The sequence below is a fragment of the Staphylococcus sp. HMSC068G11 genome (assembly GCF_001815825.1).
Classification (GTDB): domain Bacteria; phylum Bacillota; class Bacilli; order Staphylococcales; family Staphylococcaceae; genus Staphylococcus; species Staphylococcus epidermidis.
This window is the reverse complement of the sequence record NZ_KV822054.1, coordinates 44,338-64,175: the sequence shown is the minus strand read 5'-3', so window position 1 is coordinate 64,175 and position 19,838 is coordinate 44,338. Positions and strand designations below refer to the sequence as shown.

Sequence of the window (19,838 nt, the reverse complement as noted above, 5' to 3'; positions counted from 1 at the left end):
ACCCTCTTAATCTTTTATTAATTTTTGGAATGTCACGAGCAATTCATCCATTGCTTCTTCTTGCGCACCGTCGTTTATTTTTTCCATAATACAACCCTTCATGTGATGATCTAGTAATTTAATAGCTACACTATTCAATGCTGAACGTGTTGCTCTAATTTGAGTTAGTACATCATCACAGTAAACATCGTCATCAATCATACGATTGATTGCTCTTACTTGACCTTCTATTCTATTTAATCTTGATTTTAAATTTGTTTTTATTTGCTCTGAGTGATGTGCACTCTCCATGTCTGCCATAAAGTCACCTCTGTTCATATTATATCGTATTATTCATAAATTCACTCGTCAATGATTCAGTTAATTAAATATAATCTCACCATGATATTCGTATTTCTTCATGCTATAATTATATTTAAAAATCACTGAAATGAAAACTGAGTGAGAATAAACAATCATAAAGGAGGTAACCTATGATAGAAGTCTTTACTATGGCACTTCATCAATCTAATATTATAATTAATATTTTATTAGTTAGTGCCTTTTTATTAAATTTAGTTTTTGCATTCATTATTATCTTCATGGAGAGGCGTACAGCAAATTCTATATGGGCGTGGTTATTGGTTTTAGTTTTTTTACCTTTAGTAGGATTCATATTGTATTTATTATTAGGTCGCCAAATACAGAGAGAACATATATTTAAACTCGCCAAAGAGGATAAAGTTGGTCTTGAAATGATTGTTGACGAGCAATTAGAGGCTTTGAAAAAGCAAGACTTTTCTAAGGGTAATCATCAAATTGTTAAATTTAAAGAAATGGTACAAATGTTACTTTATAATAATGCTGCTTTTTTAACAACTGATAATGATTTAACAATTTATACAGATGGTCATCAGAAATTCGATGATTTAATTAATGATATTAGACACGCACAATCATATATTCACATCCAATACTACATTATTCATAGTGATAATCTCGGAAAGCAGTTGTTACATGAACTAGAAAAAAAAGCTGAAGAAGGTATAGAAGTTAAAATGCTTTACGATGATATGGGCTCAAGAGATTTACGAAAGAAGGACTTAAAAAAATTTCGTCAAAGAGGCGGCCATGCTGAATCTTTCTTCCCATCAAAATTACCACTTATTAATTTAAGAATGAATAATAGAAATCACAGAAAAATAGTAGTCATTGACGGTACGATTGGATATGTTGGTGGTTTTAATGTAGGAGATGAATATTTAGGTAAATCTAAGAAATTTGGTTATTGGAGGGACACACACTTACGTATTAAAGGTGACGCGGTAAATGCCCTTCAACTCAGATTCATCTTAGATTGGAACTCACAATCAACTCGTGACAATTTAACTTATGAATCTCGATATTTTCCTGATGTTGACTCTGGTGGTACGATAGGCATACAAATTGCTTCAAGTGGGCCTGATGAAGATTGGGAACAAATTAAATATGGTTATTTAAAAATGATTTCTTCAGCTAAGGAATCTATATACATTCAATCACCATACTTCATTCCCGATCAAGCTTTTTTAGATTCGATTAAGATTGCAGCGCTTGGTGGTGTGGATGTTAACATCATGGTTCCTAACAAACGTGACCATCCCTTTGTTTATTGGGCTACGCTTAAAAACGTAGCGTCTTTACTTGAAGCTGGCGTAAATGTCTATCATTATGATAATGGTTTTCTACATTCAAAAACACTTGTCATTGATGATGAGGTAGCAAGTGTAGGAACTGCCAATATGGATAATCGAAGCTTTACATTAAATTTTGAGGTCAATGCTTTTATTTATGATGAAGGTGTAGCGCGATCATTAAAACAAGCTTTCATTAATGATATGAAATTATCTAACAAGCTCACTTCTGAAGCATATGCTAAACGAAATATACTAGTTAAATTCAAAGAAGGGATTTCACAACTACTTTCTCCAATTTTATAGAAATTTGCAAGAAGTGAACGCTTAACGACAGGTTCACTTCTTCATTTATATCTTCTTTAATGTAACAAAATATGTAGTATCATTAATTAAACCATTATAATGATGTCAAAGATATTATTAAATACTAAATGTTAAAAAATGAAATACTTTGATACTTTTAAATTAAGTAAGGAGTCTATCTATGAACTCAAGAATGAAGATTAAAAACGCTTATGAATATATGAAAAGTTTCCATCAACATGATACTACTGGACATGATATTGCACATGTGGAACGTGTCTATAACAACGCTTGTTATATCGCTAAACAAGAAAATATAACAGATACATTCGTTATAGAACTATCATCTTTATTGCATGATACTGTTGATAGTAAATTAACTGATGAAATTTTAGCATATGATCAGCTTAAACAGTTCTTATCTACTCTAGATTTAAGCAATGAAATATCACAACAAGTCCTCTACATTATTAAACATATGAGCTATCGAGCTGGTAAAAATAATCACGTTAAACTTTCGATAGATGGTGAAATCGTTAGAGATGCTGATCGCCTAGATGCCATAGGAGCAATCGGCATTGCTAGAACATTCCAATTTTCAGGACACTTTGGTGAACCTATGTGGACTGAAACGAAGTTTTCAAATGAAGCGTTACATACGTCTCACATTGAAGAGTTAGACAATTCAGCAATAAAACATTTTTATGAAAAATTATTTAAATTAAAAGATTTAATGCACACACCTACTGCAAAAAAACTTGCAGATGAAAGACATCAATTTATGATTCAATTTCTCAAACAATTTATGTCAGAGTGGAATTTTAATAAAGAGTAAATTCAAATAAGAGATAAATTGTTAATTCATGTTTTAACCAAAATCATTAGTATCTACCACATAAAAAATACCTGAGACAACGATTGGTGTCTCAGGTTATTGTTTATTATTTTTTATTCTTTTTTGATACTACTTGAGTATTTTTCCCTTTTTTCTTTGAAGAAGGATTATGTTCTCTTTCATACTTTTCAATAAAAGGTTGAACTTCTTTTTTAGCAAGTTTAGAGTAATAAATATTAGCAAAATGCGTTTGAATTACTAAGAATAATGCACTGACAGACCAGTATAAACCTAAAGCTGATGATGCTTGTAAAGAAATCCAAATAATCATTATTGGAGAAATAACCATCATCATATAACCCATCTGACGTTGCTCTTGAGGCATCGTTTTGCTTGAAACTACAGCTTGAATAAAGTATAGCACACCGGCAATAACTGTAATCCAAATGTCAGGTTTAGTTAAATTAAACCATAAGAAATGCGGATGTTCAGATAAACCATTTACAAGTTTATCTTTTAATACAAAGTATAATCCCATAATAATTGGCATTTGAATAAGTATAGGTAAACATCCTAACATGCTCTTCATAGGGTTCATATCATATTTTTTATAAACTTCCATAAGTTCTTGGTTTGCAGCCATTTTTTCTTCTTGTGTACGCGCACGTTTAACCTTTTCTTGAATGCCATCTACTTCAGGTTTAGCCACTTTCATTTTCTCACGCATCATGTGGCTATTTTTATAGTTAGATAACATAAATGGTAACAAGATTAAACGAATGAAAAGAACTAATACAATAATTGCTAGTCCAAAATTATTATGAAAAACATCATTTCCTAACCACTGTAAGAGATGTTTCATAGGTTGAACAAAAGTATTAAAGAAGAATCCATCTTGCTTCTCAGGTGTAGAGTAATCACAACCTGCTAGAAAAATCATTATTCCCAAAAACAAAGGTAGTAACGCTTTTTTCTTCATTTTTCCACCTCTAATGTTATATTCACATAGAGTATATTTTATCATACTAATACAATAGTAGAAAACAAAAAGTAGAAAAAATAGAGATTTAGGTGAAATATCTTAAGAAGTATTTAACCGTTTTGTCTATATTGGTACTACGTGTAATTGCTGAGATGACAGAAATACCATCTGCACCTTCGTCAACAATAGGCTGCACGTTAGTTTCATTAATACCTCCAATGGCAACTATAGGAACATCATGAATATATAATCTTAATTGAGATATCATAGATGGCCCAACAGGTTTACTAGCGTCATCTTTTGATGATGTTGTATACATTGGACCTACTCCAATATAATCAACTTTAGACAAATCAGATTGTTGATACTCTTTCAAATTCCCTACACTTAAACCTATAATCTTATTTTTAAATTGGCTTGCAAATTGTTGAATTTCCATATCATCTTGACCTACATGAATGCCATCAGCATTAATCTCTTGGGCTAATTGAACATCATCATTAACTATCATAGGTACGTGATATGAATGACATAATTGTTTAAGTTTTAAGGCTAGCTGTTTTTTCTTTTCTCCTTTTAGTGCATTAGGGCCTTTTTCACGAAATTGATACAATGTGATTCCAGCTTCTAATGCCTCTTTGAGAACTTGCTCAATTGATTTATTTTTAGGTATATCTTGTGTTCCGCAAATAAAATAGACTGATAATTGTTTTGAATCAAACATCATATTTATATCTCTACCTTTTTTACTTGATTTTTATAAGCAATATCATTCATTTGATAAAGTTGATCTAGTAGTTCAGATAGAAAAGTACCAGGTCCATTTACATGAGGTGCTTGTTCAGCAAATTCTGCTGCGATGTTGTAGACACTTACCGCTTCAACTAATAAATCAATTGAAGGTTGAGTATTTCTAAACAAGAAACTTGCTAATACACCACCTAACAAGCATCCAGCCCCTGTAATTTTAGTAAGAAGCGGAGAACCATTAGATAATTTAATTATTTTCTCATTTTTTGCAATAATATCATCTTCCCCAGTAATGACAATAGCAGTGTTTAAAGTATTTGCCGCTTTTTTTGCAATATTTACTGAATCTAATTCGCTATCACTGTCAGTACCTTTCATAGTTGTATTAAAATCAATTAATGTCAATATTTCGGATGCATTGCCTTTTATAACTGTGACATTAACTTCATCAAGAAAACGTTGACAAAAATTTTTACGATATGTAGATGCGCCAACTGCCACTGGATCAAAAACTATTGGTGTACCTTGCTGATTAGCAATTTTACCTATTTTGATAATATCTTCCTCATTTTCACGTGTGAGTGTACCGATATTAATTAAAAGCGCACTAGCCATTCGAGTAAAATCTTCAGCTTCTTCTGGTGCCTCACTCATTGCGGGACTAGCACCTAAACTTAGTAAACCATTCGCAGTAAAGTTTTTCACAACATCATTGGTATAGCAAATTACGAGTGGATTTTCTGAACGTAATCGTTCTAAATTATTCATCATCTAAACCTACTTTCTTCATATAAGCAAAATGATTTACAGGTCCTCTTCCCCTGCCAATTTCTGGGGTATGTTCAATACTTAATGAAATAAACTCTTTTGCTTTTTTTACTGCATCATTTATGGAACGACCTTTAGCTAATTCTGCTGTAATGACTGCTGAAAAAGTACAACCAGTTCCATGCGTATGTTTAGTATCAAAGCGTCTGTTCTCAAATGTATACGTTTCATTCTTAGTGAAAAGAAAATCTTTAGCATTATTTAAATCGGCTGAATGTCCACCCTTAATTACAACGCCCTTACTACCAATTTCATTAATAAAGATTTGACCTGCTTTACGTATACTTTCTTCATCGTTAATTTTAATACCAGTAATTTCTTCAGCTTCAGGTATATTCGGAGTGACAACATCAGCCAAAGGTAATAATGTTGATTGCAAATGATTTTTAGTATTGTCATCCATCAATGAATCACCACTTTTGGCAAGCATAACTGGATCAATCACATAAGGAATATTGGAATGTTCCTTTAAGTAACTTTGAATCAACTCCATCGTTTCTTTTGTTGCAATCATACCCGTTTTGATAGCTTGTGGTAATTCATCATCAAACACACTATCAAGTTGTTCCTTTACCCATGAAGTTTCTAAATTATGAATATGTTGAACTCCTAGAGTATTTTGAGCAACGATACTTGTTATAGTGGCCATACCATAAACGCCACACGCGTGAAATGATTTTAAATCCGCCATAACACCTGCCCCACCGGTGGGGTCTGTGCCTGCTATTGTTAGTGCAATTTTAGGTTTATGCATTATTATCTCCCCTATATTCCCATTTTTCATTAATATATGCCATATTGAAGAAATGTCTCTCATGAATAGTACTTTGCAAGAAATTTTCTTTAATTTCATTTTTTTCAGTCTCACTACAATGTTTAGTTAAACGGTCCATCAATTGATCGAACACATCAACAAGTTCGTCCATTTCAGTACTATAAAATTGGAACCATTTAGAAGTCACTGATTCTTTATTTAATTTTGAATCTTCCATCGCACGTTTACCAATGACAGCGTAAACGTATGGACATGGTGCCATCGCTGCAATCGTGAAGGCTGCATTTTCACGTGCAAATGCATTGAAGTACATGTGTTTAATATAATGATCACCACTTGGTGGCCATACTTTTTCTTTTACTATTTCTTCATATGGTTCATTAATGAAATCAGCTAGAACCTCATGCGCTTCAACTTCTCCTTCTAACATAAATTCAATTTGTTCTACTAGAAATTTAACATCATCCATGGAACTCATTTTGGGTATGAGCATTGCATAAATATTTGTAAACTCTTTTAAATAAGAAGCGTCTGCTCTTAAGTATTGTCTTACAGCTTGATTAGATAACTTACCTGCTAGTAAATCTTGAATAAAACCATCATTGTAAATATCATCAATAATAGGTTTTGATGCTTCCCTCAACTCTTTTGAAAATGTCATAATTAGCCTCCTCAAAAAATAAAACTACTTCCCAACGAGGAAAGTAGTTAGACCAAGACATCTTAATGACGAATAGTTAATAACTACTTTCCTACGTTGGTATTAACCAAATCAGGTTATAAGGGTCTGAATACATTCATCTCAGCCTTTTGGCTCCCCTAGTAGTAAATAATATATGATTCATTATCAACCATAGCAAACGATTACATGTAAATCAAATAAGTCGTATAATAAAAAACCATCTTCTCAAATTCGAGAAGATGGTACATACTTCATATTTTAATTAAGCAGTTACCCAATGACCTGGGCCACCAGTATTATATAATTTTACTGCTGCTTTGTCTTGTACGCTTTCTGGAGCTTTTGCAGGTGATACACCTTTATATTGACTTGGAGCAACAGAATCCCAAGTTGATTGTAAGAATTGATATTTACCTGCTGCACCTGAAGATGGGTTTATTGCATGAATATCGCCACCTGATTCACGTTGAGCAATTTGTTGTAAATGTGAATTTACATTTACTGATGAACCACTTGAAGCTTTACTTGAAGAAGTTTGACTTGCAGATGTTGATTTTGTTTGTGGTTGCGCTGTTTGCTCATTTTGTGGTGCTGATACTTGTACAGGTTGTTGTTGTGTTGCTACTTGAGATTGGCTTGGTTGAACAGGTTGCGTAGCATTGTTTGTTGATTCATAACTCCAACTCCAAGTAGAACCATCAGATTCAAAATGATAAGAATTGCCATTGTAATCAAAATTAATGTTATAAGCACCTTCTTGAACAGGGCTTTCATTTAGTGATTGATCATTAGTTAACGCTTTTTGAGCTAATTCTGCTTTATCAACATTTGTAGTCTCACTTGCATGTGCGTCATGTCCTGCGTTGCCTGCTACAACGCCTAGTCCTATAGCTAATGATGATGCAACTAATGTTTTTTTCATTATTAAAAATCCTCCTAAAAGTGATTTGTTTTCTTAATTTGTTTACGTAACCTACTGTAACATCTATAAAAATCGTGCAGGTTACACTGAAATAAAAATAAACGCCATTTTTTTACACTGCAATTACATTAAATAGTATACTAATTCTAATGAATAACCGTAATTATTCCTATCATGATAGTTTTTTCGAGTCACATTATCACAATATCGTTGTAATATAAATGAAATTTATCAGATAATTATCAAAATTATAGGCCTTTGATATGTATTTAAAGCGACCTTTAATTAATGTTTTATGATTAACAAAGGCCGCTCGAGTATAATTGAAAGAAAGGATAAATTAATTTATTAAATATAGGATGGAGTTTTAAAGGAAAAGATAGTTGTTTAAATATGAATTATTTCTAAATCATCAGGTTGATAAGTGTTGTTTTCAAATTGATTATCAGAGGGAGTTTCATTGTTTTTATTTTTGGGGGACATGAATTTAATTGTTTCAACGTATAATTCTGTAACAAAATGTGTTTGGCCTTCTTTTTCATATTTTCTTGAACGCATTTGCCCAGTTATACCTACTAAAGTACCTTGACTAGTGTACTTTTCAATATTAGTGGCAGTTTTACCGAAAGCTTTACAAAGCAAATAATCTGAAGAAATTTCGTTATTATCATCTTTGTAGTTTCTTTCTGTAGCAACGCAAAATGTTGCTATTTTGTTATCCTCCTTTTCATATATTTGAGCATCTTTCGTCATTCTACCAACAATGACTATTTTATTTAACATGTGTCACCTCCTTCTTATGCTCTAATCATAACTGAGCTTAGTTCACTGGTCAAAACCACAATTTTATTGAAATTGTTAGTAAATGATGATGAGATTTTGATATATTTAAAGAAAATATTGAAGTATTATATCTAAATCTGACATAAATTTATATTTTTGTATGAATAAAAAAATTTGGAGAAGTGATATTATGAAAACTTTTAAGGCAGTAAGATTTCAAATTGTAAATGAACATGGTGCTATATCCGAATACGCTATTGAAGATGGTGTGATTATAAATAAAGAGGGAAGTGGCACTGGGTGGTTACTAGAAATAGTTATTTCAAATGAACACTATGAAACATTTAATCAATATAAGGAAAACAAACAACTTTTAGATATTAGAGTAGTTATTACAAGACCTGCTAACGATCCAGCGTTATTTAATGCAACAGTTAAAAGCGTTAAAAATTTTAAATATTCAATGTCAGTCGTTTTAGAATGTCACATCTACACTTTGAGACAAGAATACGCTGAGAGTTTATTAGAAGAATTAGTTGATGAAGGACTTACTGGTGAAAAGTTAAAAAAAACATTTAATCGTATGATGCAATCAAAACCTAAGTTGAAAGATGAGAAAATCGAAAGATAAACACATAGGGTAATTATAAAACATTTAATTTTCATATATTTAAATCATATACAAATTTAAATGTTGAACATAAATAAAGCCTAGAACATGAATTAACCATTGTTCCAGGCTCTATACGAACACTAATTACTATATTAAAAAGCACTACTATTGATACTTATAATTTCAGACGAGACCTGACTTAGAGCATTTCAACCAGAAATTCAATAGACATGAAAAGTTAGGTCAATAATCTGTGCAACTTTCTTTAAATATGTTTTTACTATTTTATTATCACAATACGAATTATTTTACCTTAAGAGTTTAATTATCTAAGGTTAAGCATCTTGAATAGCAAAAGTAAGTTCACAGCTACAAGCAAGTTGGCCATCAACAGTCGCTTTAGCCGAACCTTTACCTATAGGGCCTTTTATTTTAGTTATTTCAACTTCCAACATTAATGTATCTCCAGGTACGACTTGTTTTTTGAAGCGACACTTATCAATGCCTGCAAATAATGCTATTTTTCCTTTATTTTCTTCGCTATTTAACATAGCTACTGCACCAGTTTGCGCTAAAGCCTCCGTTATGAGAACACCAGGCATCACAGCGTAATTAGGGAAATGTCCCTGGAAAAATGGTTCATTACCCGATACTTGCTTTAGTCCTACACATCTTTTACCTTCATCATATTCTACAATTTTATCTATTAGTAAAAAAGGTTGTCTGTGTGGGATAATTTGTTTAATTTGATTATAATCAAAAATCGTTTCCATTTTTAAAACCTCCGTGCTTAAGCTGTAATAATATTATTGATTAACTCGTTCTATGTTTGCACCTAGACTTTTTAGTTTTCCATGTAAATTGACGTATCCTCTATCAAGATGCTTTAACTCAGTCACTTGCGTAGTTCCCTCGGCAACTAAACCAGCTAAGATTAAGGCTGCAGCAGCTCTTAAATCCGTGGCTTTAACTTGAGCACCTTGTAAATGGCTTTTTCCTTCAATTTTAGCACTTCTTCCTTCAACACTTATATTCGCATTCATTCTTCTAAATTCTGCAACGTGCATAAATCTATTTTCAAAAACTGTCTCAGTAATCACTTTGTGTCCATTTGCTGTTAATAATAAAGCCATCATTTGAGATTGCATATCAGTTGGGAAACCTGGGTGAGGTAAAGTTTTTACATCTACTGGATTTAAATCTCCATTTGCTGTAACTCTTATACCTTCTTCATTATATTCAAGATCTACCCCCATCTCTTCAAGCTTATATATTAAACTAGCCATATGTTCTTTAATTGCACCACGTACAAATATGTCACCACGAGTTATTGCACCTGCGATAAGTAGCGTTCCAGCTTCAATTCTATCTGGTATAATTGCGTGTTCAACACCGTAAAGTTTTTCAACACCATGTATCGTAATGGTATCAGTACCAGCACCTGTGATTTTACCGCCCATTTCATTAATATAATTAGCTAAATCAACAATTTCAGGTTCTTTAGCGACATTCTCAATGATAGATTTTCCTGATGCCAAGGACGCTGCCATAATAATATTTTGAGTTGCACCTACACTTGGAAAATCTAAATGGATATGTGCTCCCTTTAATCCATCTTTAGCATTTGCATAAATATTTCCATTTTCTAAATGAATGTCTGCACCTAAAGCTTCAAATCCTTTAATGTGCTGCTCAATAGGACGTGTTCCAATCGCACATCCTCCTGGCAAAGCAACAATAGCATGCCCTAATCGAGCGAGTAATGGTCCCATAACCAAGATGCTTGCTCGCATTTTACTCACATATTCATAAGGGGCTTCTTCATTTAAAGTTTTAGTTGCATCAACTTTAACTGCATTTTTATCTTTATCATACTCTACATTTGCATTGAGTGTAGATAATACATTATTGATTGTTTCAACATCACTTAACTCTGGGACATTAACTAGTTTACTTTGTCCTTCTGAAGCAAGTAATGACGCTGTAAGTACAGGTAATACAGCATTTTTAGCTCCTTCAACATTTACTTCACCAGTTAAACGATTTCCACCATTTATTACTATTTTATCCATCTTTAATCCTCCACTTAAAACTCTAATCAGTTATTCGTTTCCCAACATTATAATTAAATATTCGTCATATGATCACATTTAACCTATAAATTAAATAACAATTACATAGTTATTTTATCAAGTATTTCACTTGAGTTGAATATTGCAATAAATCAACTATAAAGTTACTAACTGCCGTACCCAGTAAAATAGAAATAAAAATCATACAAACTTGAACTTGTAATGGGTAGCCCTTTTTAAAAAGTTGATCTAATTTTATGGAATTTAAAGCCCAATAAGCTACGCAAATACAAACAACATGTAAGATTAAATGTACAATTGCGAACTGACCAAGATAATCCATATTAAGCTCCTTCGTAAGATTACTGTATAACATTGTACACGAAAAGAGGCAATAAAGATACTTATAAAAATGGATATTAGTTTTTAATATTTTACAATTTAAAAAAAGGTTCGATAGTTATTAAAATATACTATCGAACCTTTTTTAATTATTGTAATTCTGCAACACGTAAACGATTATTTGCTCGTTCAAGTGCTCTTTTAGCTCTATTTATGTCTGTATTATCATCATCATCTTCTAAATGTGATTCTGCTCTCGACTTAGCTAATTTAGCTCTTTCAACATCGATTTCATTAGCAGGTTCGGCCGTTTGGACGATAATTGATAATTGATGTTGTCTTGCTTCAATAAAGCCATCACTTACAGCAATAAATTCATTTCCGTTGTGAAAATTAACTTTCACATGACCTGTTTTTAATGCAGCAACAGTTGGAATGTGACCATACATAATCCCCATTTCTCCAGCTGTTGTTTGTAAGACAGCCATCTCAACGTCTTCACGTTCATAGACAGAACCATTAGGAGTGACAATATTTAGTCTAAGTGTATTCATTATCCATACCTCCTAATTATTAGACTTCAACACCCATATCTTTTGCTTTCTCAATTACGTCTTCCATGCTACCTACTAAACGGAATGCGTCTTCAGGGATATGGTCATACTTACCATCTAAAATATCTCTGAAGTCTGCAACTGTTGTTTTAACAGGTACATATGAACCTTTTTGTCCAGTGAATTGTTCTGCAACGTGGAAGTTTTGTGATAAGAAGAATTGAATTCTACGTGCTCGTTCCACAGTTTGCTTATCTTCATCAGATAATTCATCCATACCAAGAATTGCAATTATATCTTGTAACTCTCTATATTTTTGTAAAGTAGATTGAACTTCACGTGCCACATCATAATGCTCTTGACCTACTACTGAAGGTTCCAAAGCTCTAGATGTAGAAGCAAGCGGGTCTACAGCTGGATAAATACCCATTTCTGTTAATTTACGCTCTAAGTTTGTTGTTGAATCTAAGTGCGCGAACGTTGTTGCTGGCGCAGGGTCAGTATAGTCATCGGCTGGTACGAAAACAGCTTGAATTGATGTAACTGAACCTTTATTTGTTGAACTTATACGTTCTTGTAATTGACCCATTTCTGTAGCAAGTGTAGGTTGATAACCAACAGCTGATGGCATACGACCTAATAACGCAGAAACTTCTGAACCAGCTTGAGTGAATCTGAAAATGTTATCAATGAATAATAACACATCTTGACCTTCTTCATCTCGGAAATATTCAGCCATTGTTAATCCGGATAATGCTACACGCATACGTGCACCAGGTGGCTCGTTCATTTGACCAAAGACCATTGCAGTTTTCTTGATAACACCACTGTCGCTCATTTCATAGTAAAGATCATTACCTTCACGTGTACGTTCACCAACACCAGCGAATACTGAAATACCACCGTGTTCTTGAGCAATGTTATTAATAAGTTCTTGGATTAATACGGTCTTACCTACACCGGCACCACCAAATAATCCAATTTTACCACCTTTAATGTAAGGTGCTAATAAGTCTACTACTTTAATACCAGTTTCTAAGATTTCTACTTTTGTTGATAATTCGTCGAATCCTGGAGCTTGTCTATGGATAGGGTCACGTCGTACTGAATCATCAATTTTTTCATCTAAGTCAATAGTTTCTCCTAGTACGTTAAACACTCTTCCTAGAGTTACGTCACCGACAGGTACACTAATGTCTCTACCTGTATCTTTAACTTCCATTCCTCTTTGAACGCCGTCAGTTGAGTCCATTGCAATTGTACGAACTACATCGTCACCTAGTTGAAGTGCAACTTCTAACGTTAATTGAAGCGTTCCATCTTCTTTAGGAACTTCGATGTGTAATGCATTATTTATCTCAGGTACTTCGTTATGTTCAAAACGAACATCTATTACTGGACCCATAACTTGAGTTACACGGCCAATTCCCATGTTGATTTCCTCCTTTTATTATTACTCAAGAGCTGATGATCCACCAACAATTTCAGTAATTTGTTGAGTAATCGCAGCTTGTCTCGCTCTATTGTATTCTAATGATAAATCATCGATTAGTTCTGTCGCATTATCTGAAGCATTTCTCATTGCTGTCATACGTGAAGCATGTTCACTAGCTTTTGCATCTAAAATTGTACCGTAGATTAAGCTTTCAACGTATTGTGGCAAAATAACGCTTAATATAGATTCTTTATCTGGTTCAAATTCGTATGAAGACATTTGACCATGTCCTTGACCTGAATCTTCTTGAGATAATGGTAAAACTTGTTTAGTTGCAGGTTTATTTTCTAAGACACTAACATAATGACTGTAATAAATAGTCAATTCATCTATGTTTTCCTCGCTAAATAAATCAATAGCATGTTTAGCTATAGATTGAATAGACTTAAATGAAGGTTGATCTGGAACTTCAACTAAAGAACTTTCAATTTCATATCCTCTATGATTGAAGAAATCTACACCTTGCTGACCTAAAACGATTAGGCTATATTCACTACTGTCGTTGTGTTTAGATTTGATATCGTTTACTAATGTTTTTAAAACATTTGTACTATAGGCACCGGCTAAGCCTTTATCACTAGTAATTACTAAGTAACCACTTCTTTTAATGTCTCTAGATTTAAGCATTGGATGATTAGAAGTACTATTTGAACCAGCTACAGCTGTAATAGCATCTTGCATCTTTTCCATATAAGGTCTAAATGATTTAGTATTTTTCTCAGCTCTACGTAATTTTGAACTAGAAACCATGTTCATCGCCTTAGTGATTTGCTTCATCTTACTTGTCGATTTAATACGACTGTCTATCTCTTTAAGAGAGGCCATTATCTCACCACCTTTGGAGTATTAATCTTAATTTAACGATTTATAAGATTTAGAATGTACTCTCTATATTACGATTAAATTAGATTTTATTCTTCTGATTTATTAAAACCTTTTTTAAATTCTGTGATAGCAGAATCAAATTTATCAGCATCTGGTAAAGCACCAGTTTCTCTAATTTCATTTAATAACTCAGTTGCATTTGACTCAGCCCAGTGGTTAAATTCCTCTTCAAAACGAGTGATATCTTGTACAGGAATATCATCTAAGTAACCTTTAGTTAATGCAAAAATAATAAGTACTTGATGTTCTACAGGCAGTGGGTTGTTTTGACCTTGTTTTAAGACTTCAACAGTACGTTCACCACGCGCCAACTTTTTAGCTGTGAATTCATCTAAATCAGAACCAAATTGCGCAAATGATTCTAACTCACGATATGAAGCCAAGTCTAAACGTAATGTTCCTGCAACTTTTTTCATCGCTTTAATTTGAGCTGAACCACCAACACGAGATACTGATTGTCCAGCATTAATCGCTGGTCTAACACCTGAGAAGAATAAATCAGATTGCAAGAATATTTGTCCGTCAGTAATTGAGATAACATTTGTTGGAACGTAAGCTGAGATATCGCCAGCTTGAGTTTCAATGATTGGTAAAGCAGTAATTGAACCGCCTCCAAGATCATCGTTAAGTTTTGCAGCTCTTTCTAATAATCTACTGTGTAGGTAGAAGACGTCCCCAGGATATGCTTCACGACCTGGTGGTCTACGTAGTAATAATGATAACTCACGGTATGCTGCCGCTTGCTTAGTTAAATCATCGTAAACGATAAGAACATGTTTTCCATTAAACATGAACTCTTCACCCATAGTTACACCAGAATATGGCGCAATATAAAGTAATGGTGCTGGATCAGCTGCGGATGCAGATACAACGATTGTGTAGTCTAAAGCACCTGCTTGTCTTAATTTTTCAACATTTGCACGAACAGTTGAATCTTTTTGACCTATTGCAACATAAATACAAATTGTATCTTGATCTTTTTGGTTTAAGATTGAATCAATTGCAACTGTTGTTTTACCAGTTTGACGGTCACCAATGATTAATTCACGTTGACCTCGACCAATAGGTACTAAAGCATCAATTGCTTTGATACCTGTTTGTAATGGTTCATCTACAGATTTACGATCCATTACGCCAGTTGCTTTTTTCTCCACAGGACGGGTTTTAGTCGCATTGATTGGACCTTGCCCGTCAATAGGTTGTCCAAGAGGATTAACAACTCTTCCTATCATTTCCTCTCCGACTGGTACTTCCATAATTCGGCCAGTACGTTTAACTTCGTCACCTTCACTAATTTCTTCATATGGTCCTAAAATAACCACACCCACATTAGATTCTTCAAGGTTTTGTGCTAAACCAAGAACACCGTTATGGAATTCTACTAGCTCACCAGCCATAACGTCGTTAAGTCCGTGAATTAATGCGATACCGTCACCAATTTGGAGTACTGTACCAACATCTGTAACGGACATTTCTGACTCATAATTTTCAATTTGTGAGCGAAGCAATGCACTGATTTCTTCAGCTTTTATGGCCATCTATGTCACTCCTCTTTAAATATTAGTTAGCTCTTTCAAATTTTCTTTGTAATTGAACAAGGTCATTTCTAACACTACCATCCATAACTGTAGTTCCAACCTTAACTCTAAATCCACCAATTAGATCTTGATTGATTTTAGTGTTAACAATTACATTTGACAATTCAGTTTGCTTTTTTATAAGTTCTACAATTCTTGATATTTCATCTTCGCTTAACTCGTAAGTCGATTCAATAATAGCAAAATCTTGTTTGTAGTGTTTGTTATATAAATTTTGGAATGATTTAAAAACATTCTCTACAATTGAAATATGTCGGTTATCTGCTAATACTTTTAAAGTATTTACCACATATGGATTTGCTTCGTTGTAAACTCTTTCTACAAATTCTTTACGTTGATTTGCAGTTAAACTTGGATTACTATCAATTGCTTTAAGTTGTTTTATGAAATCAAACGATGAATGGCTAATTGTTTCTAAATCTTCATAGACAACATCTAGTTGATTTGTATCTAGAGCGACATCAAATAATGCTTTGGCATATTTTTTTGCTACCTTTGCCATTATTTATCCCCTGCCTCTTTTAAATACTTTTCAACTAATTCTTTTTGATCTTGCTCTGAAATTTCTTTTCTAAGAACTTTAGATGCAATAAGTACTGATAGTTCAGAAACTTGATTATTAATATCAGAAATTGCACGTTCTTTTTGACTATTAATTTCACTTTGAGCAGTTTCAATCATACCATTAGCTTTTTCGTTAGCTTCATGAATAATTTCTTCATGCTGCTTACGTGCTTGAATCTTAGCATCATCTAAGATTTTTTGAACTTCATCTTGAGTTTCTTTAAGTGTCTTTCTATTTTCTTCTTCAAGTTTTTGAGCATTTATCTTAGCTTGTTCTGCGTCGTCAATATCTTTATTGATATCACGTTCACGTTTATCCATTACTTCTTTTAATGGACCCCAAGCAAATTTCTTCAAAAGTATGATGAGGATTACAAATGTTGCGAGTGTTACAATTGTTGTCCCCCATTCAACTCCTGCACCGAGAATAAATGTATTAGCTGTTGCAGTCACGGGCTCATGACACTCCTTTCGTCAAAATAATCACTAAGCTATAAAAAACAAAACGAACGGCGATAGTCTCTCGTTAGACTTCGCCTTATAAAATGTCTTATCCAGCAAATGTCATGAATGCAATTACAACACCGATGATTGGTAATGCCTCAACTAAACCAACACCAATGAACATGATACCCATTAATTGACCACGTGCTTCTGGTTGACGTGCTACACCTTCAACTGTTCTAGATACGATAAGACCGTTACCAATACCTGCACCTAATGCTGATAAACCAATTGCGATTGCCGCTGCGATTAAATTCATAATAAAATTTCCTCCTAATATTTATATAGTTACTAAATTATATTAATGTCCGTCTGCCACTTTATGTGACATGTAAACCATTGAAAGCATTACAAAGATATATGCTTGGATCGTTCCCACGAATATAGAGAACGCTTGCCAAACTATTAATCCAGGAATACTAATTATCCAACCCCATGCAGGTTGTTCAAAGAACAATGATGCAAGTAAACCGAGTAATAATTCACCTGCAAAAATATTACCGTACAAACGTAGACCTAAAGTTAATGTAGAAGTGAATTCTTCGAATACATTAATAATAGCCAATGGCCAGAAAGGTTTAAAATATCCAGCTCCATAAGCTTTTGTTCCACGCATTTTAATACCGTAATAGTGCGTTAACAAAATCATAGTTGTAGATAACGTTAGAGTTACCGTAGCGTCTGCTGTTGGTGATTTCCACCATAGCGTATGGTCATGAGTGACAATTGCGAACGGTAAACCAAGCATGTTGGCTACAAAAATGAAAAGAATTAATGTCACTGCTAAGAAGTGGAAGTTCCCACCTTTTTTCCAGGCCATATTACTTTCAATAATACCTCTAACAAAATCAAATACCCATTCAATGAAGTTTTGTTTTCCAGTTGGTCGTTTCTTTAAGTTTCGAGTGCAAACTATAGCTAAAATAAAAACTAAAATGGCTGTAATCACTACCATTAAAACACTGGCCAGATTAAAAACAATATCGAAACCAAAGACGTTCCAACTAACGAGTGGGGATTTGTGATCCATAAACTCACCTCTTTCTATTAAATTTTTACTCCCTTTGTAGTAGAGGGCGCAATATGATTACAATATAAGAAATCATTAACCCAATTAAAACTCCGATAATATTAATGTGTTCTTTAAAGAATAACCATAATACACATGCAATAATTGCCACTAAATACCTCCAAGTACTACCAGTAGACATTTGTGTCGATTCTTTATGCATTGATTTAGCTAAATAAATCTCAAAGATGTATGTATTTACTAAAGAACCACATGTACCTATCATAAGACCCAAGAAAAATGGGCGGGGTGAAATTGAGTACAATATTCCAACTATTACCAATAAATAAAGATAATATTGCAAATATTGTTTGAAAATGATGTTGAAACGACGCATTTTATAGCCTCCGAGTGTCCTATACCAATCATGTAAACCGTTCCACTCATACAATCTAAATGATAATATAGCCGGTTGTATGGTGTCAATTCTATTCAAATTCTTGTTAAATTTTCACTGGTTTTTGTCACAAAAAATTCACATTTGTCATTTTATAAATCTTTTGTATATTCAAAATGATTGGGTCTGTCATTTGTCAAATTAAAATAATATTTTATATGTTGCACAATTCTCTCACTAGCTTGTCCATCGCCATATGGATTAACAGCTTGACTCATTTTTTGATAAAGGTCTGGTTTTTCTAATAATTTTTTAGTTTCATTATAGACATCTTCTTCATTCGTACCAATGACTCTCAAAGTTCCAGCATCTACACCCTCCGGTCTTTCAGTACTATCTCTCAATACTAAAACAGGTTTATGTAATGATGGTGCCTCCTCTTGTATTCCACCAGAGTCAGTCATAATGAGATATGCTTGTTTAGCAAAATTATGAAAATCAACCACATCAAGTGGTTCTATCAATTCAATCCTAGGATGATTTCCTAAATATTTTTGCGCTATATCTCTTACTTTGGGATTCATATGCATAGGATAGACCAACGCTAAATCATGATATTCATCAATCAACTTTCTAATCGCTTTAAACACGTTTATCATAGGTTTACCTATGTTTTCACGTCTATGTGCTGTGAGTAAAATAAAGTTTTTATTTTTATGTTTTTGTATAATAGATGATGAATATTGGTAATCGATTGTATATTTCATTGCGTCAATGGCTGTATTACCAGTGATAGCTATATGTTTGGCTAATTTACCCTCTTTTACTAAATTCTGTGCAGCATTATAGGTTGGGGCAAAGTGCAAATCTGCCATTACCCCAACCATTTGTCTATTTATTTCTTCTGGATAAGGTGAATATTTATTATAACTCCTTAATCCAGCTTCAACATGTCCTATAGGTGTTTGACTATAAAATGCAGCTAACGCTCCAGAAAAGGTTGTCACTGTATCACCATGAACAAGTACCATATCAGGCACTTCCTTTTGTATGATATCTTCTAACTTTTTCATTGCTTCAGATGTTACTTCAGACAGTGTTTGACCAGCTTTCATAATATTCAAATCATAATCTGCACTTATATTAAAAGTATTCAACACTGAATCAAGCATCTCCCTATGTTGGGCGGTGACTACAACAACGGGTTCCAGGTTAGAATCTTTTTCTAACGTTTTAATCAACGGAGCCATTTTTATAGCTTCAGGCCTAGTTCCAAATATGGTCATAACT

The 19,838-nt window shown here is 33.3% G+C and carries 24 protein-coding genes and 1 riboswitch; of the genes, 3 read left to right on the top strand and 21 right to left on the bottom strand.

All coding sequences use genetic code 11. The features are described from left to right. Positions 1-6 precede the first annotated feature (6 nt). Positions 7-300 (bottom strand): copper-sensing transcriptional repressor CsoR, encoded by a 294-nt coding sequence (gene csoR, locus HMPREF3058_RS00780; protein ID WP_002458700.1) that lies wholly within the window; start codon positions 298-300, stop codon positions 7-9. A gap of 173 nt (positions 301-473) precedes the next feature. Here csoR and cls point away from each other — a divergent pair, with 173 nt between their 5' ends. Together cls and HMPREF3058_RS00770 are read left to right on the top strand one after the other, a co-directional pair. Further along, positions 474-1,958, top strand: a complete 1,485-nt coding sequence (gene cls, locus HMPREF3058_RS00775) for a cardiolipin synthase (RefSeq protein WP_002447769.1) — start codon at positions 474-476, stop codon at positions 1,956-1,958. A gap of 181 nt (positions 1,959-2,139) precedes the next feature. Beyond that, complete coding sequence (locus HMPREF3058_RS00770; protein ID WP_002491196.1) at positions 2,140-2,793, top strand: HD domain-containing protein; 654 nt, start codon at positions 2,140-2,142, stop codon at positions 2,791-2,793. 106 nt (positions 2,794-2,899) lie between these two features. On the opposite strand, the gene yidC is transcribed toward HMPREF3058_RS00770, so the two are convergent. The 7 genes from yidC to HMPREF3058_RS00735 all read right to left on the bottom strand — a co-directional run bounded on the left by yidC (position 2,900) and on the right by HMPREF3058_RS00735 (position 8,515). Continuing rightward, positions 2,900-3,772 carry a membrane protein insertase YidC gene (gene yidC, locus HMPREF3058_RS00765; protein WP_002458703.1) on the bottom strand — a complete coding sequence of 291 codons (873 nt, stop codon included), beginning with the start codon at positions 3,770-3,772 and terminating at the stop codon, positions 2,900-2,902. Between the two features lie 88 nt (positions 3,773-3,860). Further along, the gene (gene thiE / locus HMPREF3058_RS00760) at positions 3,861-4,499 is read right to left on the bottom strand and encodes a thiamine phosphate synthase (RefSeq protein WP_002458704.1); all 639 of its coding nucleotides are present in this window, start codon (positions 4,497-4,499) and stop codon (positions 3,861-3,863) included. A gap of 5 nt (positions 4,500-4,504) precedes the next feature. Then, positions 4,505-5,293 (bottom strand): hydroxyethylthiazole kinase, encoded by a 789-nt coding sequence (thiM, locus tag HMPREF3058_RS00755; protein ID WP_002486939.1) that lies wholly within the window; start codon positions 5,291-5,293, stop codon positions 4,505-4,507. Further along, the gene (thiD, locus tag HMPREF3058_RS00750) at positions 5,286-6,107 is read right to left on the bottom strand and encodes a bifunctional hydroxymethylpyrimidine kinase/phosphomethylpyrimidine kinase (RefSeq protein ID WP_002458705.1); all 822 of its coding nucleotides are present in this window, start codon (positions 6,105-6,107) and stop codon (positions 5,286-5,288) included. The genes thiM and thiD overlap by 8 nt, the downstream gene beginning before the upstream one ends. Beyond that, on the bottom strand, positions 6,100-6,789 hold the full coding sequence (gene tenA, locus HMPREF3058_RS00745) for a thiaminase II (protein ID WP_002491179.1): 690 nt from the start codon (positions 6,787-6,789) through the stop codon (positions 6,100-6,102). Before tenA ends, thiD begins: the two co-directional genes overlap by 8 nt. A gap of 71 nt (positions 6,790-6,860) precedes the next feature. Continuing rightward, positions 6,861-6,959, bottom strand: a riboswitch (TPP riboswitch). A 113-nt stretch (positions 6,960-7,072) separates the two neighbouring features. Further along, entirely contained in the window at positions 7,073-7,732 is a 660-nt protein-coding gene (locus tag HMPREF3058_RS00740) for a transglycosylase family protein (RefSeq protein ID WP_002447776.1), read from the bottom strand. A gap of 387 nt (positions 7,733-8,119) precedes the next feature. Further along, the gene (locus HMPREF3058_RS00735) at positions 8,120-8,515 is read right to left on the bottom strand and encodes a single-stranded DNA-binding protein (protein WP_002447777.1); all 396 of its coding nucleotides are present in this window, start codon (positions 8,513-8,515) and stop codon (positions 8,120-8,122) included. A gap of 190 nt (positions 8,516-8,705) precedes the next feature. Between HMPREF3058_RS00735 and HMPREF3058_RS00730 the strand changes: the two genes are divergently transcribed. Continuing rightward, positions 8,706-9,146, top strand: coding sequence for a YwpF-like family protein (locus HMPREF3058_RS00730; RefSeq protein ID WP_002458706.1), 441 nt, complete (start codon positions 8,706-8,708; stop codon positions 9,144-9,146). 317 nt (positions 9,147-9,463) lie between these two features. Here HMPREF3058_RS00730 and fabZ read toward each other — a convergent pair whose 3' ends face one another. From fabZ to wecB, 13 genes are all read right to left on the bottom strand, one after another. Then, complete coding sequence (gene fabZ / locus HMPREF3058_RS00725; RefSeq protein ID WP_002447779.1) at positions 9,464-9,901, bottom strand: 3-hydroxyacyl-ACP dehydratase FabZ; 438 nt, start codon at positions 9,899-9,901, stop codon at positions 9,464-9,466. Positions 9,902-9,934: 33 nt separating this feature from the next. Next, on the bottom strand, positions 9,935-11,200 hold the full coding sequence (gene murA, locus HMPREF3058_RS00720; RefSeq protein ID WP_002458708.1) for a UDP-N-acetylglucosamine 1-carboxyvinyltransferase: 1,266 nt from the start codon (positions 11,198-11,200) through the stop codon (positions 9,935-9,937). 109 nt (positions 11,201-11,309) lie between these two features. Then, positions 11,310-11,543 carry a DUF1146 family protein gene (locus HMPREF3058_RS00715; protein WP_002495678.1) on the bottom strand — a complete coding sequence of 78 codons (234 nt, stop codon included), beginning with the start codon at positions 11,541-11,543 and terminating at the stop codon, positions 11,310-11,312. A gap of 148 nt (positions 11,544-11,691) precedes the next feature. Next, positions 11,692-12,096: a F0F1 ATP synthase subunit epsilon gene (locus HMPREF3058_RS00710; protein WP_002491183.1), complete on the bottom strand. Its 405-nt coding sequence runs from the start codon at positions 12,094-12,096 to the stop codon at positions 11,692-11,694. 19 nt (positions 12,097-12,115) lie between these two features. Next, positions 12,116-13,528 (bottom strand): F0F1 ATP synthase subunit beta, encoded by a 1,413-nt coding sequence (gene atpD, locus HMPREF3058_RS00705; protein ID WP_002447783.1) that lies wholly within the window; start codon positions 13,526-13,528, stop codon positions 12,116-12,118. Positions 13,529-13,549: 21 nt separating this feature from the next. Then, positions 13,550-14,416 carry an ATP synthase F1 subunit gamma gene (gene atpG, locus HMPREF3058_RS00700; protein WP_002458709.1) on the bottom strand — a complete coding sequence of 289 codons (867 nt, stop codon included), beginning with the start codon at positions 14,414-14,416 and terminating at the stop codon, positions 13,550-13,552. A gap of 86 nt (positions 14,417-14,502) precedes the next feature. Next, positions 14,503-16,014, bottom strand: a complete 1,512-nt coding sequence (atpA, locus tag HMPREF3058_RS00695) for a F0F1 ATP synthase subunit alpha (RefSeq protein WP_002458710.1) — start codon at positions 16,012-16,014, stop codon at positions 14,503-14,505. 22 nt (positions 16,015-16,036) lie between these two features. Then, positions 16,037-16,576: a F0F1 ATP synthase subunit delta gene (locus tag HMPREF3058_RS00690; protein ID WP_002447786.1), complete on the bottom strand. Its 540-nt coding sequence runs from the start codon at positions 16,574-16,576 to the stop codon at positions 16,037-16,039. After that, positions 16,576-17,091, bottom strand: a complete 516-nt coding sequence (locus HMPREF3058_RS00685; protein WP_002447787.1) for a F0F1 ATP synthase subunit B — start codon at positions 17,089-17,091, stop codon at positions 16,576-16,578. The genes HMPREF3058_RS00690 and HMPREF3058_RS00685 overlap by 1 nt, the downstream gene beginning before the upstream one ends. 97 nt (positions 17,092-17,188) lie before the next feature. After that, positions 17,189-17,401 carry a F0F1 ATP synthase subunit C gene (atpE, locus tag HMPREF3058_RS00680; RefSeq protein ID WP_001048816.1) on the bottom strand — a complete coding sequence of 71 codons (213 nt, stop codon included), beginning with the start codon at positions 17,399-17,401 and terminating at the stop codon, positions 17,189-17,191. A gap of 42 nt (positions 17,402-17,443) precedes the next feature. Next, a complete protein-coding gene (atpB, locus tag HMPREF3058_RS00675) occupies positions 17,444-18,172 on the bottom strand; it encodes a F0F1 ATP synthase subunit A (protein WP_002491184.1) in 729 nt (242 codons plus the stop codon). A gap of 25 nt (positions 18,173-18,197) precedes the next feature. Continuing rightward, positions 18,198-18,548: an ATP synthase subunit I gene (locus HMPREF3058_RS00670; RefSeq protein ID WP_002491197.1), complete on the bottom strand. Its 351-nt coding sequence runs from the start codon at positions 18,546-18,548 to the stop codon at positions 18,198-18,200. 152 nt (positions 18,549-18,700) lie between these two features. Next, positions 18,701-19,834: a non-hydrolyzing UDP-N-acetylglucosamine 2-epimerase gene (gene wecB / locus HMPREF3058_RS00665; protein ID WP_032602800.1), complete on the bottom strand. Its 1,134-nt coding sequence runs from the start codon at positions 19,832-19,834 to the stop codon at positions 18,701-18,703. Positions 19,835-19,838: the final 4 nt, after the last annotated feature.

Bases quoted from the DNA above. Each gene is read 5' to 3' on its own strand.
- thiD (WP_002458705.1), bottom strand. From the start codon at position 6,107: ATGCATAAACCTAAAATTGCACTAACAATAGCAGGCACAGACCCCACC.
- HMPREF3058_RS00670 (WP_002491197.1), bottom strand. From the start codon at position 18,548: ATGCGTCGTTTCAACATCATTTTCAAACAATATTTGCAATATTATCTT.
- atpG (WP_002458709.1), bottom strand. From the start codon at position 14,416: ATGGCCTCTCTTAAAGAGATAGACAGTCGTATTAAATCGACAAGTAAG.
- HMPREF3058_RS00730 (WP_002458706.1), top strand. From the start codon at position 8,706: ATGAAAACTTTTAAGGCAGTAAGATTTCAAATTGTAAATGAACATGGT.
- HMPREF3058_RS00710 (WP_002491183.1), bottom strand. From the start codon at position 12,096: ATGAATACACTTAGACTAAATATTGTCACTCCTAATGGTTCTGTCTAT.
- fabZ (WP_002447779.1), bottom strand. From the start codon at position 9,901: ATGGAAACGATTTTTGATTATAATCAAATTAAACAAATTATCCCACAC.
- thiM (WP_002486939.1), bottom strand. From the start codon at position 5,293: ATGAATAATTTAGAACGATTACGTTCAGAAAATCCACTCGTAATTTGC.
- wecB (WP_032602800.1), bottom strand. From the start codon at position 19,834: ATGACCATATTTGGAACTAGGCCTGAAGCTATAAAAATGGCTCCGTTG.
- atpE (WP_001048816.1), bottom strand. From the start codon at position 17,401: ATGAATTTAATCGCAGCGGCAATCGCAATTGGTTTATCAGCATTAGGT.
- HMPREF3058_RS00740 (WP_002447776.1), bottom strand. From the start codon at position 7,732: ATGAAAAAAACATTAGTTGCATCATCATTAGCTATAGGACTAGGCGTT.
- HMPREF3058_RS00735 (WP_002447777.1), bottom strand. From the start codon at position 8,515: ATGTTAAATAAAATAGTCATTGTTGGTAGAATGACGAAAGATGCTCAA.
- murA (WP_002458708.1), bottom strand. From the start codon at position 11,200: ATGGATAAAATAGTAATAAATGGTGGAAATCGTTTAACTGGTGAAGTA.
- csoR (WP_002458700.1), bottom strand. From the start codon at position 300: ATGGCAGACATGGAGAGTGCACATCACTCAGAGCAAATAAAAACAAAT.
- atpA (WP_002458710.1), bottom strand. From the start codon at position 16,014: ATGGCCATAAAAGCTGAAGAAATCAGTGCATTGCTTCGCTCACAAATT.
- cls (WP_002447769.1), top strand. From the start codon at position 474: ATGATAGAAGTCTTTACTATGGCACTTCATCAATCTAATATTATAATT.
- HMPREF3058_RS00690 (WP_002447786.1), bottom strand. From the start codon at position 16,576: ATGGCAAAGGTAGCAAAAAAATATGCCAAAGCATTATTTGATGTCGCT.
- atpD (WP_002447783.1), bottom strand. From the start codon at position 13,528: ATGGGAATTGGCCGTGTAACTCAAGTTATGGGTCCAGTAATAGATGTT.
- HMPREF3058_RS00715 (WP_002495678.1), bottom strand. From the start codon at position 11,543: ATGGATTATCTTGGTCAGTTCGCAATTGTACATTTAATCTTACATGTT.
- tenA (WP_002491179.1), bottom strand. From the start codon at position 6,789: ATGACATTTTCAAAAGAGTTGAGGGAAGCATCAAAACCTATTATTGAT.
- yidC (WP_002458703.1), bottom strand. From the start codon at position 3,772: ATGAAGAAAAAAGCGTTACTACCTTTGTTTTTGGGAATAATGATTTTT.
- atpB (WP_002491184.1), bottom strand. From the start codon at position 18,172: ATGGATCACAAATCCCCACTCGTTAGTTGGAACGTCTTTGGTTTCGAT.
- thiE (WP_002458704.1), bottom strand. From the start codon at position 4,499: ATGTTTGATTCAAAACAATTATCAGTCTATTTTATTTGCGGAACACAA.
- HMPREF3058_RS00770 (WP_002491196.1), top strand. From the start codon at position 2,140: ATGAACTCAAGAATGAAGATTAAAAACGCTTATGAATATATGAAAAGT.